Consider the following 15497-nt stretch of genomic DNA (forward strand, 5'->3'; position numbering starts at 1 on the left):
ATCTGCAAAACTCTTTCGGGTTTCAAATACTGCGCGAGTAGTAAATCGCTTCTTCGGCTTGCTGCCAGCGATCGTATAATTTCGACTTCAGCTAAGTTAAATCAGTGAACCGAAAGCCATTTGTCACGATCTTCTAAACCCAATGCTCATCTCCAAGTGGTTCTTGATTTAAGAGGTCGCGGTAGCGCTGCCATTGGGGAAGGTACTTGTTCATGTGCGTTTTGAAGCGATCGTTATGATGTCGCTCTAGTAGATGCACTAATTCATGCACGACAACATATTCTAGGCATTCGATCGGCTTTTTTGCTAGTTCTGAATTGAGCCAGATTCGACACTCACTGATGTTGCAGCTTCCCCATTTCGTTTTCATCCGCTTGATACCCCAGTCTGATACTTGCTTGCCGATCACAGTTTGCCAGTGGTTGAGCAGGTCAGAAATTCGGTTTCTTAGTTGGTCGCGGTACCATTCGTTTAGGACAAGCGATCGATTCTTTGTTGAAGTGCCAGGATTCACAAATAGCTGTAGAGTGCTGTTGTTTTTGATCACGACTTCATGACGACCCCGGCGCTCGATTACTTCTAGCCGATAGCGTTTTCCGAATAGGTAATGACTTTCGCCTGTGACCATTTCTCGCGTGGACTGGCGCGGTTGTGCCTGGAAGTTTGCCTGCTGTTTTTTGATCCAGCTCAAACGAGAAATGACCGCAAGCCGTATGTTGTCATCGGTCATATGTGAGGGGACTGCGACTCGGACGTGACCATCGGGTGGATAGACCGATAAGTGCAGGTTTTGAATGTCCTTGCGAACGACCTGGACTGGAATACCGCTGACAACGAAATGATTGGTAGCGACGGGGTTACTGATACTCACGTTGGTTCTTCACCAGTTCCAATACTTCAGTAACATTAATATTACGGTCTGCGATCGCAGTTCGGATCGCATTTGCAACTTCTCTTTGCTTAAATCGATGATTGATCCAGCCTTCTTTTTTGGTCACACGCACGGCTGTATCGATTTGTAGGGCTAACGCTTCATCTTGACCGAGATTGTCGTAGAGCGATCGTTTTGCTGGAGTATCGAGTGAAGCGGGATAGTTTTGGCATTTGGTGCCGGGTTGATTGACTTGCTGAGCGAGTTGTTTGACTTTTTCGAGATAGTCTTGGTAGCTGATGGCTTGTTTACGGCGCTCTAAAATTAGTGCATCGAGCAAATTCGACATTTGATCGTAGTACTTGGGATTGACTGGGTTTTCATCAATGATGGTTCTGCGGATATTGTTCTCGATCGTTTCTGCCATTGCAGTAGGTTCTTTCAGTCCGGCAGGCAAAGCATCTAATGCACCGATGCCCTGTTTAACAATCAGTTCGACTAGTCCCAGGTCTTCAAATTTAGAGACGATCGTGCTTTCATCGGCGCGGATGTAGCTATCGAGTAAGTGACGCATGGCGGGTTCGTAGCGTTTCATGTCGAGGTAGTCGCCGCTGGCGTATTTCACCTCATCGCGCATTTTGGTGTAGTGGGTGACTTCGGCTTTAATTTTGACGGCTTCTGCGGCTTCTAGTTCGTTAGCGATTTGGGCGTAGGCGCGGATGAGAGCGGCGATCGCTTGATAGAGTGCAACTCGTTTCGGTTCGTTGTGGGCAAGGGTGTCTTGGTCGGTGGTGTCTGTAGTGCAGAAATAATGCAGATAGTTTTGGGTGTCGCGGGGAAGGGCAACGGGTTCGCAGAGTGCTTTGACAATTTCGAGGGTTTCTTCGAGTCGATCGCGGGATTTTTCGAGTCGATCACTGAGAAGTCCGGCGACATCTTCGGGGTCATAGCCATCGAGTGCACCGCTGGTGTAGTCGGTGATCGCTCCTTCAAGCCGTTTGAATAAGTCTTTGTAGTCTACGATGTACCCATATTCTTTGTCGTCTCCGTCGAGGCGATTGACACGACAAATGGCTTGAAATAAACCGTGATCGCGCATTTGTTTGTCGATGTAGAGGTAGGTGGCAGAAGGCGCATCGAAGCCTGTGAGCAGTTTATCTACGACGATGAGCAGGCGCATTTGACCGGGTTCTTTAATAAAGCGATCTTTGACTTGTTTCTCGAATTCTTCGACCCGACTCATGGCTTGATCTTCGGATTCGTTGAAGTAGTCGGCTAACATCCGGCGGTAGATGGCGTATTGGTTCAGTTTTTCGGTGTATCCCTCGCCGCTTTCTTCGCCTTTGATGTCAGAGCGAGCAGGTTTGTAGCTGGTGACGATCGCGCATTTTCCGGCGAGTTCGGTTTTGCTCAATAGCTCATAGACTTTGCAGGCTTGATAGATGCTGGAACACACGAGCATTGCATTACCGCGCCCATCCATTAGGCGAGGTTTGGTGTCCATGTCGAAGAGGATATCTTTGACGATTTGATCGAGGCGCGATTGGCTGGAGAGAACTTTTTGCATCGTGCCCCACTTCTGTTTGAGTTGGGTTTTGGCAAGTTCAGATAAGCCGCGAGTTTTGGCTTCAAACCATTGATCGATTTTTTGCTGGCTGGTGAGGTGCTGATCGATGTCGCGGGCTTCGTAGCGCAGATCGAGGACAACCCCATCAGCGACGGCTTCATCGAATTTGTAGGTGTGGAGATAGCGATCGAAGGTTTCAATACTTCTTTGTTTGTCGTCTCTGAGCAGCGGGGTTCCGGTGAAACCGATGAAGACGGCTTTCGGCAGGAGGGTCTTCATGGCGGTGTGGAGTTTGCCGGATTGGGTGCGGTGGCATTCATCGACAAAGACAAAGAGGTTGCCTTTAGGGGTGAAGTTTTTAGGGATGTTGCGCTCTAAGTCTTGGATGAAGGCAGCGATCGCTTTTTCGGTGTTGTCTATGCCGAACTTGTGAATCAGAGAGCAGAGGAGCCAGGGAGTGGTTTGATTGAGTTTAGTGATCAGATCGTCGCCGCTTTGGGTGCGGTAGATTTCTTCGTCTACACCGAGGAAAACTTTTTCGATTTGTTCGTCTAGCTCGGTGCGATCAGTGATGATCAAAACTCGTGCATCGGTGAGGTGTTCCCGAATCCATTTGGCTAACCAGACCATAGTGAGGCTTTTTCCTGAGCCTTGGGTATGCCAGATGATGCCGCCTTGTTGCTGTGGGATGAATTGCTGGGCGGCTTTGATGGCGAAGTATTGATTGTGGCGGCAGGTTTTTTTGATGCCGGAGTCGAAGACGATGAAATCGTGGATGATTTCGAGGAAGCGGGATCGGTTGCAGAGGCGGGAGAGGGCACAATCGAGCGGATTATCGGATTGTTCGCAGGTGGAACCGGAAAGGTATTTTTGAGCTTTGGGATCGGCTTGGGGGTTGTAGTTGGGGTTTTCTTCTTTCCAGGTGAGATAGTATTTTTCGGGGGTTTCGATCGTGCCGTAGCGTAAGCCTTGGGTGTCGTTGCCTGCCATCACGAGTTGCATCGTGGTGAAGAAGGAACGAATAAAGGTCTTTTTCTGGTTGTCGAGATTTTGGCGGATGCCTTCACCGATCGAGACACTGGAGCGTTTGAGTTCGAGGATACCGAGGGCGATGCCGTTGATGTAGAGAACGAGATCGGGGCGTTTTTTGTGTTCGCCTTGGACGGTGACTTCTTCGGCGATCGCGAAATCATTGTTTTCTGGATCTTCCCAGTCGATCAGCCAAATGGTTTGATTTTGTTGTCCTGCGCCTTCTTTGACTTTGATGCCGTAGCGCAGGAGGCGATAAACGGCTTTGTTGGCATCGTAGAGGTTTTGTCCTTCTTTGAGGGTGGCGGCTTGGTCGAGTTCGCGGAGGGCTTTGGTGATCAGGGTGTCGGTGATGCCTTGTTTTTGAAGCCATGCGGTTAAGAGTGTGGCTTCGATGTTGCGATTGTTGGGGCGGGTTTCCCAGTTGCCGAGGTAGGTGTAGTTAAGTTGCTGAAATAGCTTGATGACACGGTTTTGGGTGACGCGCTCTTTTTGTCCAACGTTACTCACAAGCTCTTTTCCTTTTGAATTTCAGAAGGGGGATCGTCGATCGCTAACGTCTTATTTATAACAACGGTTTTCTTTTGCGATCGCTTCCCCTGCCCAAAATTCAGCAGAATGCTACTCAATGATTTCATCGTACTGGTCTGTATCTGTTTCCTGGCGCTGCCGCATCGATTCCAAGATTTCTTCTAGCGGTGTTTGGTCTAGCCACTGATGTCGATCGCCGGTGTAATCTCCCTGCCCAAGCGTGAAATATTGAATAAATCGAATAGCATCCACCACTCCTAATGAGCTGATTAGGGCTTGATAACCTTGATTAATAATTTCCTGCTGTGTTTTAGGCATTGGAGATTATGAGAATGTTTCGACACCTGAGTAGTCCAAGATCCTCTGATCTTGAGTCAATAGGGTTGAACCGTAGACTTTAGCTGTTGCAACGATGATCTGATCGGCTGGATCAGGATGAAATCCGGTCAGTCGAGTGGATTGGAGAACGATTGGAAGGCTGAGATCTAGTAGTTGTATGCCAGGATAAGCTAAAGCGAGTTCTAACCATTCGTCTACAGAGCAATCTAAGTTTAGTTTGTTTTTCTCAACCAATTTGGCAATTTCCCAGCAGGAGATAATGCTGATTCCAAGTCCACTCGATTGGTTTGCTTGAATGATTTCTAGATTTTGTGAAGAAAGTTTAGGATTCTCGTCAACCCACCAGATCCAAATGTGTGTATCGAGGATGATCATGATGTTGCTTCCCAATCATCCGAGGCTACAGGTTCGTATGGATCGTCATATCGAAGTACTTTTCCTCTGAGAGATTTTTGTTCTGATGCGTTTTGTTTTGGAGAAGATTGTATGTCTTGCTTAAGAGAGTGCAAAATCATCTCAATGATGGCGATTCGATCCTGAACTGAGGATTTTTGCAGCTTTTCGAGGGTTTCTGAGTCGATCATGGTTTGGTTTGATACGATTATGCTTCAATTTTAAAGCGAATTCTTCCAGTAAGGAGTTGTTGCATCATGCCCTGTTTGATGGCTTGGGTTTTGGCGAGGCGGGTTTCGATCGCGGCGATTTCGGTATCCATGTCGGAGAGGATTTTTGCGATCGCGTGTTGTTCTTCTAGTCTAGGTACACTTAGCTCACATTTGGAAATCTGAGGAGCAGTTAGCTGCGGAACGCCTGTACTTTCATTAGCAAACTTGATTTGATGATTGATTAGTTCAGACAGAAAAAAGCTATCCACCTTACTTATGGGCTTTAGAACGATCAATCTACCAATCGCTACAAAAGGTGTAGCTCTGTAATATGAAACTCCAAGAGTGCCCCGCGCTGTTACAGTGATGCAATCGCCTTCGTACTCTTTAACTTTGCTATATCCGTAGATGCCACCATTGAATACAGAATTAGCGTAGATGGGATATGGATGAATATCGTCATCAATTTCAGAATAATTACCTTTTACCAAATCTCTACCAGCGGTTATTTCAAATAAATCGCTAAGCCTCAATGTTTGCCATTCATCACTAAATTCCAGCGATCGCTTTCTGCCTGTCAAAAGCTGCTGCATTGTGGCGGTTTTGAGGTGGCGCTTTTTGGTGATGAGAGAAGCGATCGAAGCAATCAGGGCATCGACATCAGAAAGGGCTTCGGCTATCGATCGTTGTTCGGAGAGTGGCGGAAACGGAACCCGTATGGATTTGATAATCAGCCCATTCAGATTTTCTTGATTTCCTGTATTGCTTAAAAGTCTAATTGTGTCGTACTGACTTACTAGATAATGAAATATGTAACCGTGATGTACATTTTGATTTAGTGCTATGGCTGCACAAGCTTGATTCGTTGACGCTTCAACACCAAGTCTTGCTATTTTCCCCCTAGTTTTACCTTGACCGTACATTGCCATTAGCAAAGTACCTGAAGGAAAGATCTTCGCTGCTGAGTTATTCAGTCCGTCTTGAGTAATGAATTGCTCTGCGCTGTGAATAGTATTGAAATCGATTTGAGTTGTTGTTATCCAAGGAATATCACCATTCCAATAAAGAGGATTAGTACGGCTAGGCGTTCCTCCTGAACTTACAAATCCAATATCACCAATGCTCTTTACTTCCCAATCTTCGGGAATTAGACCGATCGCCGTTTCTTTGTATCCTGTTCTTGCACGATCGCTACTCATTCTCTTCCCCCTCCGATAACGCCGAATCTAACAACCGCTGCCAATCGTCGTCAGTTGGCAATAGCCCTCGATACTCCTCCGGTACCTCTGGATAAAGCTGATAGGTCGCCACACCGATCGGGTTCGCTTTCGACTTCAGACTAAACTCCACTTCTAAGCGATCGCGCTCAGCACACAGAATGATCCCGATCGAAGGATTATCGTCCGGCGCACGTTCTCGATCGTTCAACACTTCTAAATAAAAATCCATTTTGCCCGCATACTCAGGACGAAAACGCCCCGTTTTTAGCTCGATCGCTACCAAACACTTCAAAAAGCGGTGATAAAACAACAAATCCAAAAAATACTCGTTTTCTCCCAGCGTCAATCGATACCGACTACCTACAAAGCAAAATCCATAGCCCAACTCAACCAGAAAATCCTTCAACCGAGTGACTAACCCCCGTTCCAGCGCCCGCTCATACATCGGCTGAGTCACTTCTAAAAACTCTAGACTGTATTGACTTTTGAGCATTTCCTCAGCTTGTTCTGCGAAATGTTGGGGTAGCGTTGTCGAAAAATTATGGCTCTTATCTTGCAGGCTTACCTCATACGCTCCAGCCTTAATCTGGTTCAGCAGCACGTTCCTTGTCCAGCCAAGCCGAGCCGTTGCTTCTAGATAATAACGACGCGCTACTTCACCCTTGACCTTCTGCATAATCAGGATGTTATGACTCCAAGGAATTTCTGCGACAAGCTGTCGCAGAAATTCAGGCGCATCCGCATAGGTTTCATAAAACCGCTTAATATCCCAGAGATTTCGAGGTGAAAACCCAGTCATCTCCGGAAACTCGGTCTTTAGATCAGCCGATAGCCGCTCTACGATCGCATTACCCCATCCCAACGCCTCTTGTCGATCGACCATCAGCTTCCCCAACGCCCAGTACAACCCAATCAGTGATCGATTAATCGATCGAGCCGCACTGATTCGACTTTGAACGACTTGGGCTTTAATCTCTCGCAAAAAGTCTTGATAAGCTGGATCAGAAGATGGAGTGATTGAACTCATTTTTTCTCCGATTTAATCGCATGATTCTCTCTGCAATGGGTTCTACCAAGTCAACCCCATCCGCCTCAAATGCTCATCTACCTTACTCGATAACGCTTCCACCGTTTCCACAATCTGCGGCAACGGCTCCGCATACCTTTCTTCTAGCGTCTTCACCCGATTTGCTAACTGTTGCGTCACCCGCTCGATTTCAGACGCGATCGCTCCCTTTAAAGTCGCCTGCCATTTATCCTCAACTACCAGCGCTTTGATCTCGTCCCCGCTTAATCTCGGATACTGAGCAAACACCAATTGATCTAACTCGCTTTGGGCATCTTTTACCGCTTTCTTTGCCTCAGTTTCTCGATCGATGAATCCCAAACATTGCTTTAATACTGCCTGCTCCTCTTCTGCACTAACATCCCCTTTAATTTCCTTTAATCGCGCCATCACACTCGCTTTCGTTACCTTTCCCGCATCGGTTTGAGCCTCACTCAATAGCCCCTCTTCCCCGCTCTGTTCTTCGACCAGCGTTTCCAACTCCTGCGCGATCGCGTCCAACTCTGCCTGCAGTCGATCGAGTTCCTGCTGCTGTGGCTCAAAATACCGCTTCACAATCAAGCTCGGCGGAATCAAATCCGCTTTGTACTTATTCTTCTCAATGATCAAGTCCGGTGTCTCTTTCAGCTTCTCGCCTTTCTTCACTACCAATTGCCGCAACACTTTACCCGCACTCCAGCCATCCTGCACCAACACATAAACATCATCCTGCATCGTCTCCGCCCAGTAATCCATCAAAATCTGATAGATGTCGTAGCGACTCAGCAAATCCGCCGCGACAAATCGATCGAGCAAATCTTCAGAAAGATGATAAATCAGTTCTTTGGGCTTATCTGCGATCGCAATTCCTTTTAAGCGATCGTCGTGATCGTTGCGCCAGTCTGTGTAAATTGCGAGAGTGCGATCGGCAAACTCGCTAAATTCCGAATGATTCAGAATCGTCGCTTTCACCTGACTCGCTTCGACCAAACTTTGGCTATATCCTTCTCGTCCACTGGGCGAAAACAACGTTTCCCGCAGATTTGGAAACACTCGCCAGTAAGCTTGTAGCGCATCGATATCGACATTCGGAATTCCACCATTGAGATGAGCATCGAGATCATGCAAATCCTCTGGCTCACTCGAATCGATATAGCGCGGAATGTTGAGATTATAGTCATTCTTCTCGCTGGCAATCTCTTCGAGACTAATCGATCGACTGTAGCGCGGAATCTCAATCTGTCGAGTAAACACATCCACAATCTTGTGAATATCCTGGCTCCGCAATCGATTCTTATTGCCGTCTTTCATGAAGCCTTTACTCGCATCAATCATAAAGAGAGAAGTGCGATCGCTTGCTCCTGCCTTGTCAATCACAATGATGCACGCCGGAATCCCGGTTCCATAAAACAAATTCGCAGGCAGTCCAATAATCCCCTTAATGTATCCTTGCTGCACCAAGTTCCGTCGAATTCTGGCTTCTGCATTCCCACGAAATAGAACTCCATGCGGCAAAATCACCGCTGCCTTTCCTGTACTCTTGAGCGATTTAAGAATGTGCAGTAAAAAAGCATAATCGCCATTCTTATCCGGCGGAACACCATATTCAAACCGCTGAAACTCATCAGCGCTCAGATTCACGCCATTGCTCCAAGACTTATAAGAAAAAGGCGGATTCGCCACCGCAAAATCGAATGTTTTCAAGCCTCCATCTGCATTTTTCCAATACGGAGCCGCCAGCGTATTGTCCCGCCAAATCTCATGACTCGGATAGCCGTGCATAAACATATTCATCCGCGCCAGCGCCCAAGTCGAGTTATCCATTTCTTGTCCATAAATGGTCAACCCACGCGGAGCCTCATCTGCCACCTTCAGCAACAGCGATCCAGATCCACAAGTCGGGTCATAAACGGTCTGATCCTGCCGCGTCTCTTCCGTTATCCCGACCACCTTCGCCAGAATTCGCGAAACCTCTGCGGGCGTGTAGAATTGCCCCTTACTCTTGCCCGATTCCGTCGCAAAGTGCCGCATCAAATACTCATACGCATCGCCCAACAAATCATCGCCTTCCGCCCGATTTGCGCTCAAATCCATGCCATCAAAAATGGCGACCAGATTCGAGAGTCGATCGACCATTTCTTTCCCTTTGCCCAGCTTGTCCTCATCATTGAAGTCTGCAACATCAATCACGCCCTTCAGCCCGTTATCTTCTGCCAGTTCCCCAATAATCTTGTTAATCTTGTCACCAATTTCCTTGTCACCCTTCAGCGCCACCATATTCTTGAATGATCCGCCCTCTGGCACGACGATCATTCCATGCGGATCGCCTGCATACTTATCCGAGACATACTTCATGAACAACAGCGTCAGAACGTAATCTTTATACTGAGACGCATCCATCCCGCCACGCAGTTCATCGCAGCTAGACCACAGTGAGCGGTAAAGTTCAGTCTTCTTAACTGCCATTGAGTTTTAGCCCATTCAACAAGAGTTCGAGATTCAGAGAACGCCCTCTAAAATCTTCAATCAAAGACTCTACCTTATTTCAATCGTTTTAGAGCAACAATCCCTGGCTTGGGACTCATGGCGCAATCAATCCACAAATCTTGAAGCAAATTCTCGTATTTATGCCAAAATCTTTTATGATTTCACCAGCACGAGAAACGTTAACTTCCACCAAAAATCTTCTACTGATAACGTTGTCATTATTCGCAAAATTAGCGCCATAATTTTCTACTGACAACGTTGTCAGTACCTCAAATTTCTCACTCTAAAATCTTCCATCAATCCTCTCAAAACCCTGAGCAGTCTAGAATTAGGAGCCTGTAGCCGATGACCAAAATTATCGCGATCGCGAATCAAAAAGGAGGCGTTGCGAAAACCTCATCGACGATCGCAAATGCTTCTCTCATCAGTCAGAATAAGTCTTGTCTTGTGATTGACCTCGATCCACAAGGAAATCTCACAGACGGATTAGGAGTGCGCGAAATTTCAGATGACCAACTCACAGCTTACAACCTATTGGATCTGCGGCAAGACCCGAACGCCATTATTCTCTCAACTCCTTGGGGAATTGATCTGATTCCAACCGATATTGGACTCGCTCAGAAAGAATCCGAGCTAGTTGCCCTTCCTGACTCTCATTACATCCTAAAAGAGCAATTAAGCAAGCTAAATCAATACGACTATATTTTGATCGATTGTCCCCCCTCACTCGGACGTTTAACTTACTCTGCTCTGACCGCTGCTGATCTCGTTCTTATCCCAGTTCAATGCCAGTATTTCTCAGCTAAGGGTTACAAACAGCTTCTCAGCACGATTCAAGCGGTACAGGCACGATCGAACCCCCAGTTAAGAATTCTCGGCGTTCTTCCCACAATGTCCGACAACACCAACATCAGTAAAGGTGCTTTAGTTTCACTCACAAAAGTTGAGGGCGTTAACGTCTTTCATTCCGTTCCTCGATCGATCAAATTCACCGAGTCACAGCTTGCGGGCGTTCCTATCGATCGTTACATTCAAGAGAATCACAGCACCAAGGAACGCGACGACCTAACTGAAAAGCTAATTGAACCGTACCAATCCGTCGTTGACCACCTATTGTCCCTAGAGGTGACTCATGCCTAAGCCCAAGCTAGATATGTCCAATATGCTCGGAGACACCAAAACGATTCAGGTGCTCTCGGCATTAGAAGGTGGACTAAAAACAAAACAAGATCTCAATCAGGTTCTAACCCAAGTCGGTGTCTCGACTCAGGAAATCGATCCTCATCAGTTGCTATCCAGAGCAAAAAATCGCCCTCTTGATCCAGAAAAAATCAATGCTTTAATGCAGAGCATTAGAGAGATGGGAGTTTTGGAAGACCTAATTGCGAGACCCCATCCAACCGAAATCGGAAAATATGAGCTTCTAGCGGGTAGCCACCGCCGCGAATCCTGCATTCAGTTAGGAATTCTCGCTCCAACAAAAATTGTTCAGGTTGATGATAAACTAGCCGCAAAAATTGCTGGCGCAACCAATGCCCACCGTAATCAGCTCAACGCGCTAGAAGAAGCGGACATGGTGCTAGAAGTACTGGCACTAGAACTAGAAATACCTGAAACAGAAGTAGAATCCCTACTCTGGCAGCACAGCAATAAAACGATCGACCCTGAAAGCTCCCAGTGGAAGGTGATCGAAACGGTTATGCCCACAGTGACAGGCGTAACGATTAACTCTTTCATTCGTCACTATCTCTCTTTAAGAAAACTGCCTCAAGATTTGCTTGATGCTGTTCGTTCTGGAAAACTGCATTACACCAAGGCGCAAAAGCTGATCCGACTGAAACAAAGCAAATTTGACCAAGAGCGGCAGGCGTTATTACAAGATGCGATCGCTGACAGCCTATCCATTAGTGATTTATCCGATCGCGTCGAGCAAGTCGTTTCCGCATTAGCATCTGACCAACCCCGCAAATCTGTCTCACCGCGTCGAGTAATGACTCGAAGAGTCAAAGCGATTTATCAACAAGTCGGACAGATTCAGCAGTGGGATGCAACCAGTCAGAAAGAAATAGAAAAGTTATTGACCAAACTAGAGGAAAAACTTCACTCCTTGTCCAATTCAGCAAAAGACTAATGTTTCTGAAACAGGATCTTGGCTCCGTAAGGCTCTTTCGGCACTATAGTAGACCATTTCTCCAGACAAAGTGGAGAGCAACTTCGATCCAAATCCAAGTGTGTAGGCATTGATTTAAATACGAGATCCGAAACTAAATCGATCGACCGTTTCTGAAAGTCTTGCTATGAGCCGCCTTCAAAACCGCTCAATTACAAAATTTCTGCACGTTATTGGCTGAAATCTTTACAGGATAATTGTTTCACAGGATGATGTCGAAATAGATCGAGATCCGGAACTCAATCGACGAAACCCTATCTCCAATTTTGCTCAACCCGCCTTGTCATAGACCCTTATTCCGGCTGCTTACCAATGTGTAAAGTCAACCTGCTACTGTTCTGAGCCTGGTTCCGTCTTGCGCTTGCGCCGCTTGGTTTCATAGAACGCCGCTTCCGCCGCCTGCTGGTCTGCTGCCTTCGTGTAGCGGCGAAAACTCTGCACCGACTTATGCCGCGTTAGCGTCATCACATGATACGGATTCATGCCGTCGAGCACCAAATTCGTCGCATAGGTATGCCGAAACTGATGGGCGTGAAAGTCGATCCCCGTAATGTCGCGCAGTTGGCAGACGAGCTTATCGATCGTGTCATAGCCAATCCGTGCCCCCCGGTTGCGCCGCGAAGCCGACACAAACAACGGACTCTCCGGCAGCAACACCTCTCCTTGACTCATTCGCCACCCCAAATACGCCTGAATCTTCTGTACCCCCTCCTCATCAAGCGGCACCACCCCTTTACTACCGCCCTTGTCCTGACGCACCCACAAGCGCTGCCCATCAAAATCGCCCACATTCAACAACGTTGCGGCTTCGGCTCGGATGCCATGCTGCAAAACGGCAAACAGCGCCAGATTACGATCGCACAATTTCGTCCCTGCCACCGCTGCCAAAATCTTTTCGACTTGTTCATCGCTCAAATTATCGGCTTCCGGTTCTGCCAATTTGGGCAACTGCACTTCGATCGTCGGATCGCGATCGACATACCCACACCGCCACAACCAGCCATAAAACGCCTTCATTGTCCCTAAGATCCGCTTCACCGTTGCATCCGACAACACCCGTTGCCCCTCTTCTTTTCTGACCAAATGCGTCTTAAACTGTGCAATTTGCCGTGCCGTCACCGCAGACCAAGCTTTGTCCGTCCAGCGCAAAAAGTGCTGTAGATCCTGCCGATAGGCTTTTTGAGTTTTCACCGCTAACGATCGCGCCTGCAAATACTCGTCAATTCTGATGGATCGCAAATCAACCCACGGCTCAGTTTTAGAAACTGCTGGAGAATAATCCGCCTCGATATGAAGCAGTCTGGGTTGTGGAACGCCCTGGTCACGCTGCATAATACATTTGCTCTGATTTTATATTCGAGATAATAACTCTTCTGCCGAATAAGATGAGTCTAAGACAACGTGGGAAGCCGTGGTAGGATTGAAGTAGAAAAAATTGCAAATTCTTGCTGCGTCTACCGTTCAGGTTTTTAATCAGGTCTATGCAGCCCGTTCTGAACGGTTAAAATTTGAGCGATCCCTCAGAATTGAGGTCTCAGTTCGTTTCAACACATCAAGGTCAGCCGATGTTTCCGCCTTTTCCTGGCATGGACCCTTATCTAGAATACGGCGTGTTCTGGTCGTCGTTTCACGGTCGCCTGATGGTGGCGATCGCGGATACGATCGCGCCTCAGATTTTACCCAAGTACTATATTGAAATCGAAACGCGCACCTATCGCGATGAAACCGATGGTGAACTGTTGGTCGGCATTCCTGATTTAATCATTTCAGACTCCAGCGAGTTTCAAGTGCTGCCAGAAACTGAAGTGATGGAATCTTCTGGGGTCGCGACTCAAAACCGCCCGCAGCAAGTTGAAATTCCGATGGGGTTGGAATTGAAGGAGCGCTTTTTGGAAGTGCGAGAGTTGTCCACCGATGCAGTAACCACAGTGATCGAAGTGCTTTCACCGAAGAACAAACGCGCTGGAACGGGACGGTTAGCATACGAGGAAAAGCGTCAGCGGGTGTTAAGTAGCCCAGCGCACCTGATTGAAATTGATTTGTTACGCGCCCATCCGCCGTTGCCGCTGCGCGGGGGGACAAGTTGGGATTATCGCATTGTGGTGAGTCACAGCGAGCAACGTCCTGCAGCAACGCTTTATGGTTTTGATTTAACCGAAGCCATACCCAGATTTCCGTTGCCGCTCAAATCTGAGGATGCGGATCTGGACGTGGATTTACAAGCGATTTTTCGCGGGCTGTACGATCGAGCAGGCTATCAGTATCGGATTGACTATCGGCAACCCTTACCGCCACCGAAGTTGTCCCCTGCAAAGCAACAGTGGGTGGAGACGCTGTTAGCATCGGTACGGGGGCGGTAGTGGCGAAGTCGATTCCCTTGAAATGCCAAAAATGTGCGATGCTCGATGCGGCGCAGGCACAAGTTTTACATGGGACAGAAGGCGATGGTTGCTGGAATCCGAAGGTCTGCTACAGTCGGCGCTCCTATGCCCGACATCGCGATCGTAAAAATCAGCAGCGCAATCGTTCTCGTCAAGAATCGGTGCTGAAGACCTTAGAAGTGGAGATTCCAGAATTTGCGTATCTTTACTATGCGGTGTTAGTGGTGTATCGAGTAGCCGGGGGCGATACTCCGGTTCATGCGATTTCGGCGCAGGTTTGGCAGGGACAGCAACAGATTGCGATCGTCGAACCGATTCACTGTGTCGGCATGGTTCCGAGTCAAGTTCATCTGTATGTTCGTAAATTACTCGCATTGTTAGATGAAGAATACGGAATTCGTAAGTTTGCGAGTCTGGAACGGGTTGACCCGCAGCAATGCCCGATGCGTCCGTGTCTGCATCATCCGTTGGGGGTGGCATGAGACAGCTTCAATTGCCGCTATGGAAGGTGCTAGAGGAAGCGGCTCAGTCACCAGAGACAGCAGAGTTGGATCAACTGTGGCGGGAGGTAGAAGCGTCGATCGTTGATTTAGAATGTGCGGGACAGTTGCAGGTGGCGGGAGAAGCAATCTCGCAGATTACCGCTGTGTTTGCAGCGCGATCTCAGCGAGCGTTTGAAGAGATTTTAGCGACGGCAAGCCAAGACGGTCCGATTATGAGTGAAGCCGCGTTTGATCAGTATGTGCGGCAGACGATGCAAATCGAGTTTGACGAGTACATCGAGCCATTGGATCGCTTGCCGCGCAAATCAATCTCGATCTCGGAGAACGAGTCACAGTCGATTGTGGCAGAAGTGGAGCCAGCCCGATTGATTGAGGCATTGCATGAAGTGATGCAAGTGGTTGATCCTGAAGTGGCATATGAACAAGCTTTAGCACTGGCGCACGAAGAAGATGTTTCCCAGTGGGGAGCCGCAATTCAAGCTTGGCTGAGTCAACGAGATCAGGCAGTTCCATTGGTGCGACTTCAGCGATCGATCAAGATGCCGTTGGTGCAAGTGTGGTTGGCGCTATTATTGAATGGATTTGCGATCCAACAGCGTGGAGAGTTTTATGATCTTGAGCAGGTTTGGATTCTCCAGTCGAGCAGTCCGTCTGAAACGAGAGCATTGGAAAGTTCTTAAGAAATCCACCAAGAAGCTTAATTTTCTGAAGTTTGGCAAGCGGTATACTTTGGGAGATGGCTGACAGTC

14 protein-coding genes are annotated in these 15497 nt (G+C 47.8%); 5 read left to right on the forward strand and 9 right to left on the reverse strand.

Annotated elements, in window-relative coordinates; genetic code table 11:
- Window positions 1-133: 133 nt before the first annotated feature.
- From NIES2104_RS29135 to NIES2104_RS29170, 8 genes are all read right to left on the reverse strand, one after another.
- Window positions 134-871 carry a M48 family metallopeptidase gene (locus NIES2104_RS29135; RefSeq protein WP_059002441.1) on the reverse strand — a complete coding sequence of 246 codons (738 nt, stop codon included), beginning with the start codon at window positions 869-871 and terminating at the stop codon, window positions 134-136.
- Window positions 858-3977 carry a type I restriction endonuclease subunit R gene (locus NIES2104_RS29140; protein WP_059002442.1) on the reverse strand — a complete coding sequence of 1040 codons (3120 nt, stop codon included), beginning with the start codon at window positions 3975-3977 and terminating at the stop codon, window positions 858-860. The genes NIES2104_RS29135 and NIES2104_RS29140 overlap by 14 nt, the downstream gene beginning before the upstream one ends.
- Before the next feature lie 111 nt (window positions 3978-4088).
- Window positions 4089-4316 (reverse strand): hypothetical protein, encoded by a 228-nt coding sequence (locus NIES2104_RS29145; RefSeq protein WP_059002443.1) that lies wholly within the window; start codon window positions 4314-4316, stop codon window positions 4089-4091.
- 6 nt (window positions 4317-4322) lie between these two features.
- Window positions 4323-4712, reverse strand: a complete 390-nt coding sequence (locus tag NIES2104_RS29150; RefSeq protein ID WP_059002444.1) for a type II toxin-antitoxin system VapC family toxin — start codon at window positions 4710-4712, stop codon at window positions 4323-4325.
- Window positions 4709-4921 (reverse strand): hypothetical protein, encoded by a 213-nt coding sequence (locus NIES2104_RS29155; RefSeq protein ID WP_059002445.1) that lies wholly within the window; start codon window positions 4919-4921, stop codon window positions 4709-4711. The genes NIES2104_RS29150 and NIES2104_RS29155 overlap by 4 nt, the downstream gene beginning before the upstream one ends.
- Before the next feature lie 17 nt (window positions 4922-4938).
- Entirely contained in the window at window positions 4939-6141 is a 1203-nt protein-coding gene (locus NIES2104_RS29160) for a restriction endonuclease subunit S (protein WP_059002446.1), read from the reverse strand.
- Window positions 6134-7189: a YhcG family protein gene (locus NIES2104_RS29165; protein ID WP_059002449.1), complete on the reverse strand. Its 1056-nt coding sequence runs from the start codon at window positions 7187-7189 to the stop codon at window positions 6134-6136. Before NIES2104_RS29165 ends, NIES2104_RS29160 begins: the two co-directional genes overlap by 8 nt.
- 42 nt (window positions 7190-7231) lie before the next feature.
- Window positions 7232-9673: a type I restriction-modification system subunit M gene (locus tag NIES2104_RS29170; RefSeq protein ID WP_059002450.1), complete on the reverse strand. Its 2442-nt coding sequence runs from the start codon at window positions 9671-9673 to the stop codon at window positions 7232-7234.
- 366 nt (window positions 9674-10039) lie between these two features.
- Here NIES2104_RS29170 and NIES2104_RS29175 point away from each other — a divergent pair, with 366 nt between their 5' ends.
- A complete protein-coding gene (locus NIES2104_RS29175; protein WP_059002451.1) occupies window positions 10040-10834 on the forward strand; it encodes a ParA family protein in 795 nt (264 codons plus the stop codon).
- The gene (locus tag NIES2104_RS29180; protein ID WP_082690179.1) at window positions 10827-11825 is read left to right on the forward strand and encodes a ParB/RepB/Spo0J family partition protein; all 999 of its coding nucleotides are present in this window, start codon (window positions 10827-10829) and stop codon (window positions 11823-11825) included. Before NIES2104_RS29175 ends, NIES2104_RS29180 begins: the two co-directional genes overlap by 8 nt.
- Window positions 11826-12194: 369 nt before the next feature.
- Here the strand turns inward: NIES2104_RS29180 and NIES2104_RS29185 are convergent, their stop codons facing one another.
- A complete protein-coding gene (locus tag NIES2104_RS29185; protein WP_059002454.1) occupies window positions 12195-13196 on the reverse strand; it encodes a tyrosine-type recombinase/integrase in 1002 nt (333 codons plus the stop codon).
- Window positions 13197-13429: 233 nt separating this feature from the next.
- Between NIES2104_RS29185 and NIES2104_RS29190 the strand changes: the two genes are divergently transcribed.
- From NIES2104_RS29190 to NIES2104_RS29200, 3 genes are read left to right on the forward strand one after another with little or no spacing between them, the layout of a single operon-like run.
- Window positions 13430-14224 carry a DUF4058 family protein gene (locus tag NIES2104_RS29190; RefSeq protein ID WP_059002455.1) on the forward strand — a complete coding sequence of 265 codons (795 nt, stop codon included), beginning with the start codon at window positions 13430-13432 and terminating at the stop codon, window positions 14222-14224.
- Window positions 14224-14727 carry a hypothetical protein gene (locus NIES2104_RS29195; RefSeq protein WP_072218274.1) on the forward strand — a complete coding sequence of 168 codons (504 nt, stop codon included), beginning with the start codon at window positions 14224-14226 and terminating at the stop codon, window positions 14725-14727. Before NIES2104_RS29190 ends, NIES2104_RS29195 begins: the two co-directional genes overlap by 1 nt.
- The gene (locus tag NIES2104_RS29200; protein ID WP_156427157.1) at window positions 14697-15428 is read left to right on the forward strand and encodes a hypothetical protein; all 732 of its coding nucleotides are present in this window, start codon (window positions 14697-14699) and stop codon (window positions 15426-15428) included. Before NIES2104_RS29195 ends, NIES2104_RS29200 begins: the two co-directional genes overlap by 31 nt.
- Window positions 15429-15497: the final 69 nt, after the last annotated feature.

This window comes from Leptolyngbya sp. NIES-2104 (genome assembly GCF_001485215.1).
Classification (GTDB): domain Bacteria; phylum Cyanobacteriota; class Cyanobacteriia; order Leptolyngbyales; family Leptolyngbyaceae; genus Leptolyngbya.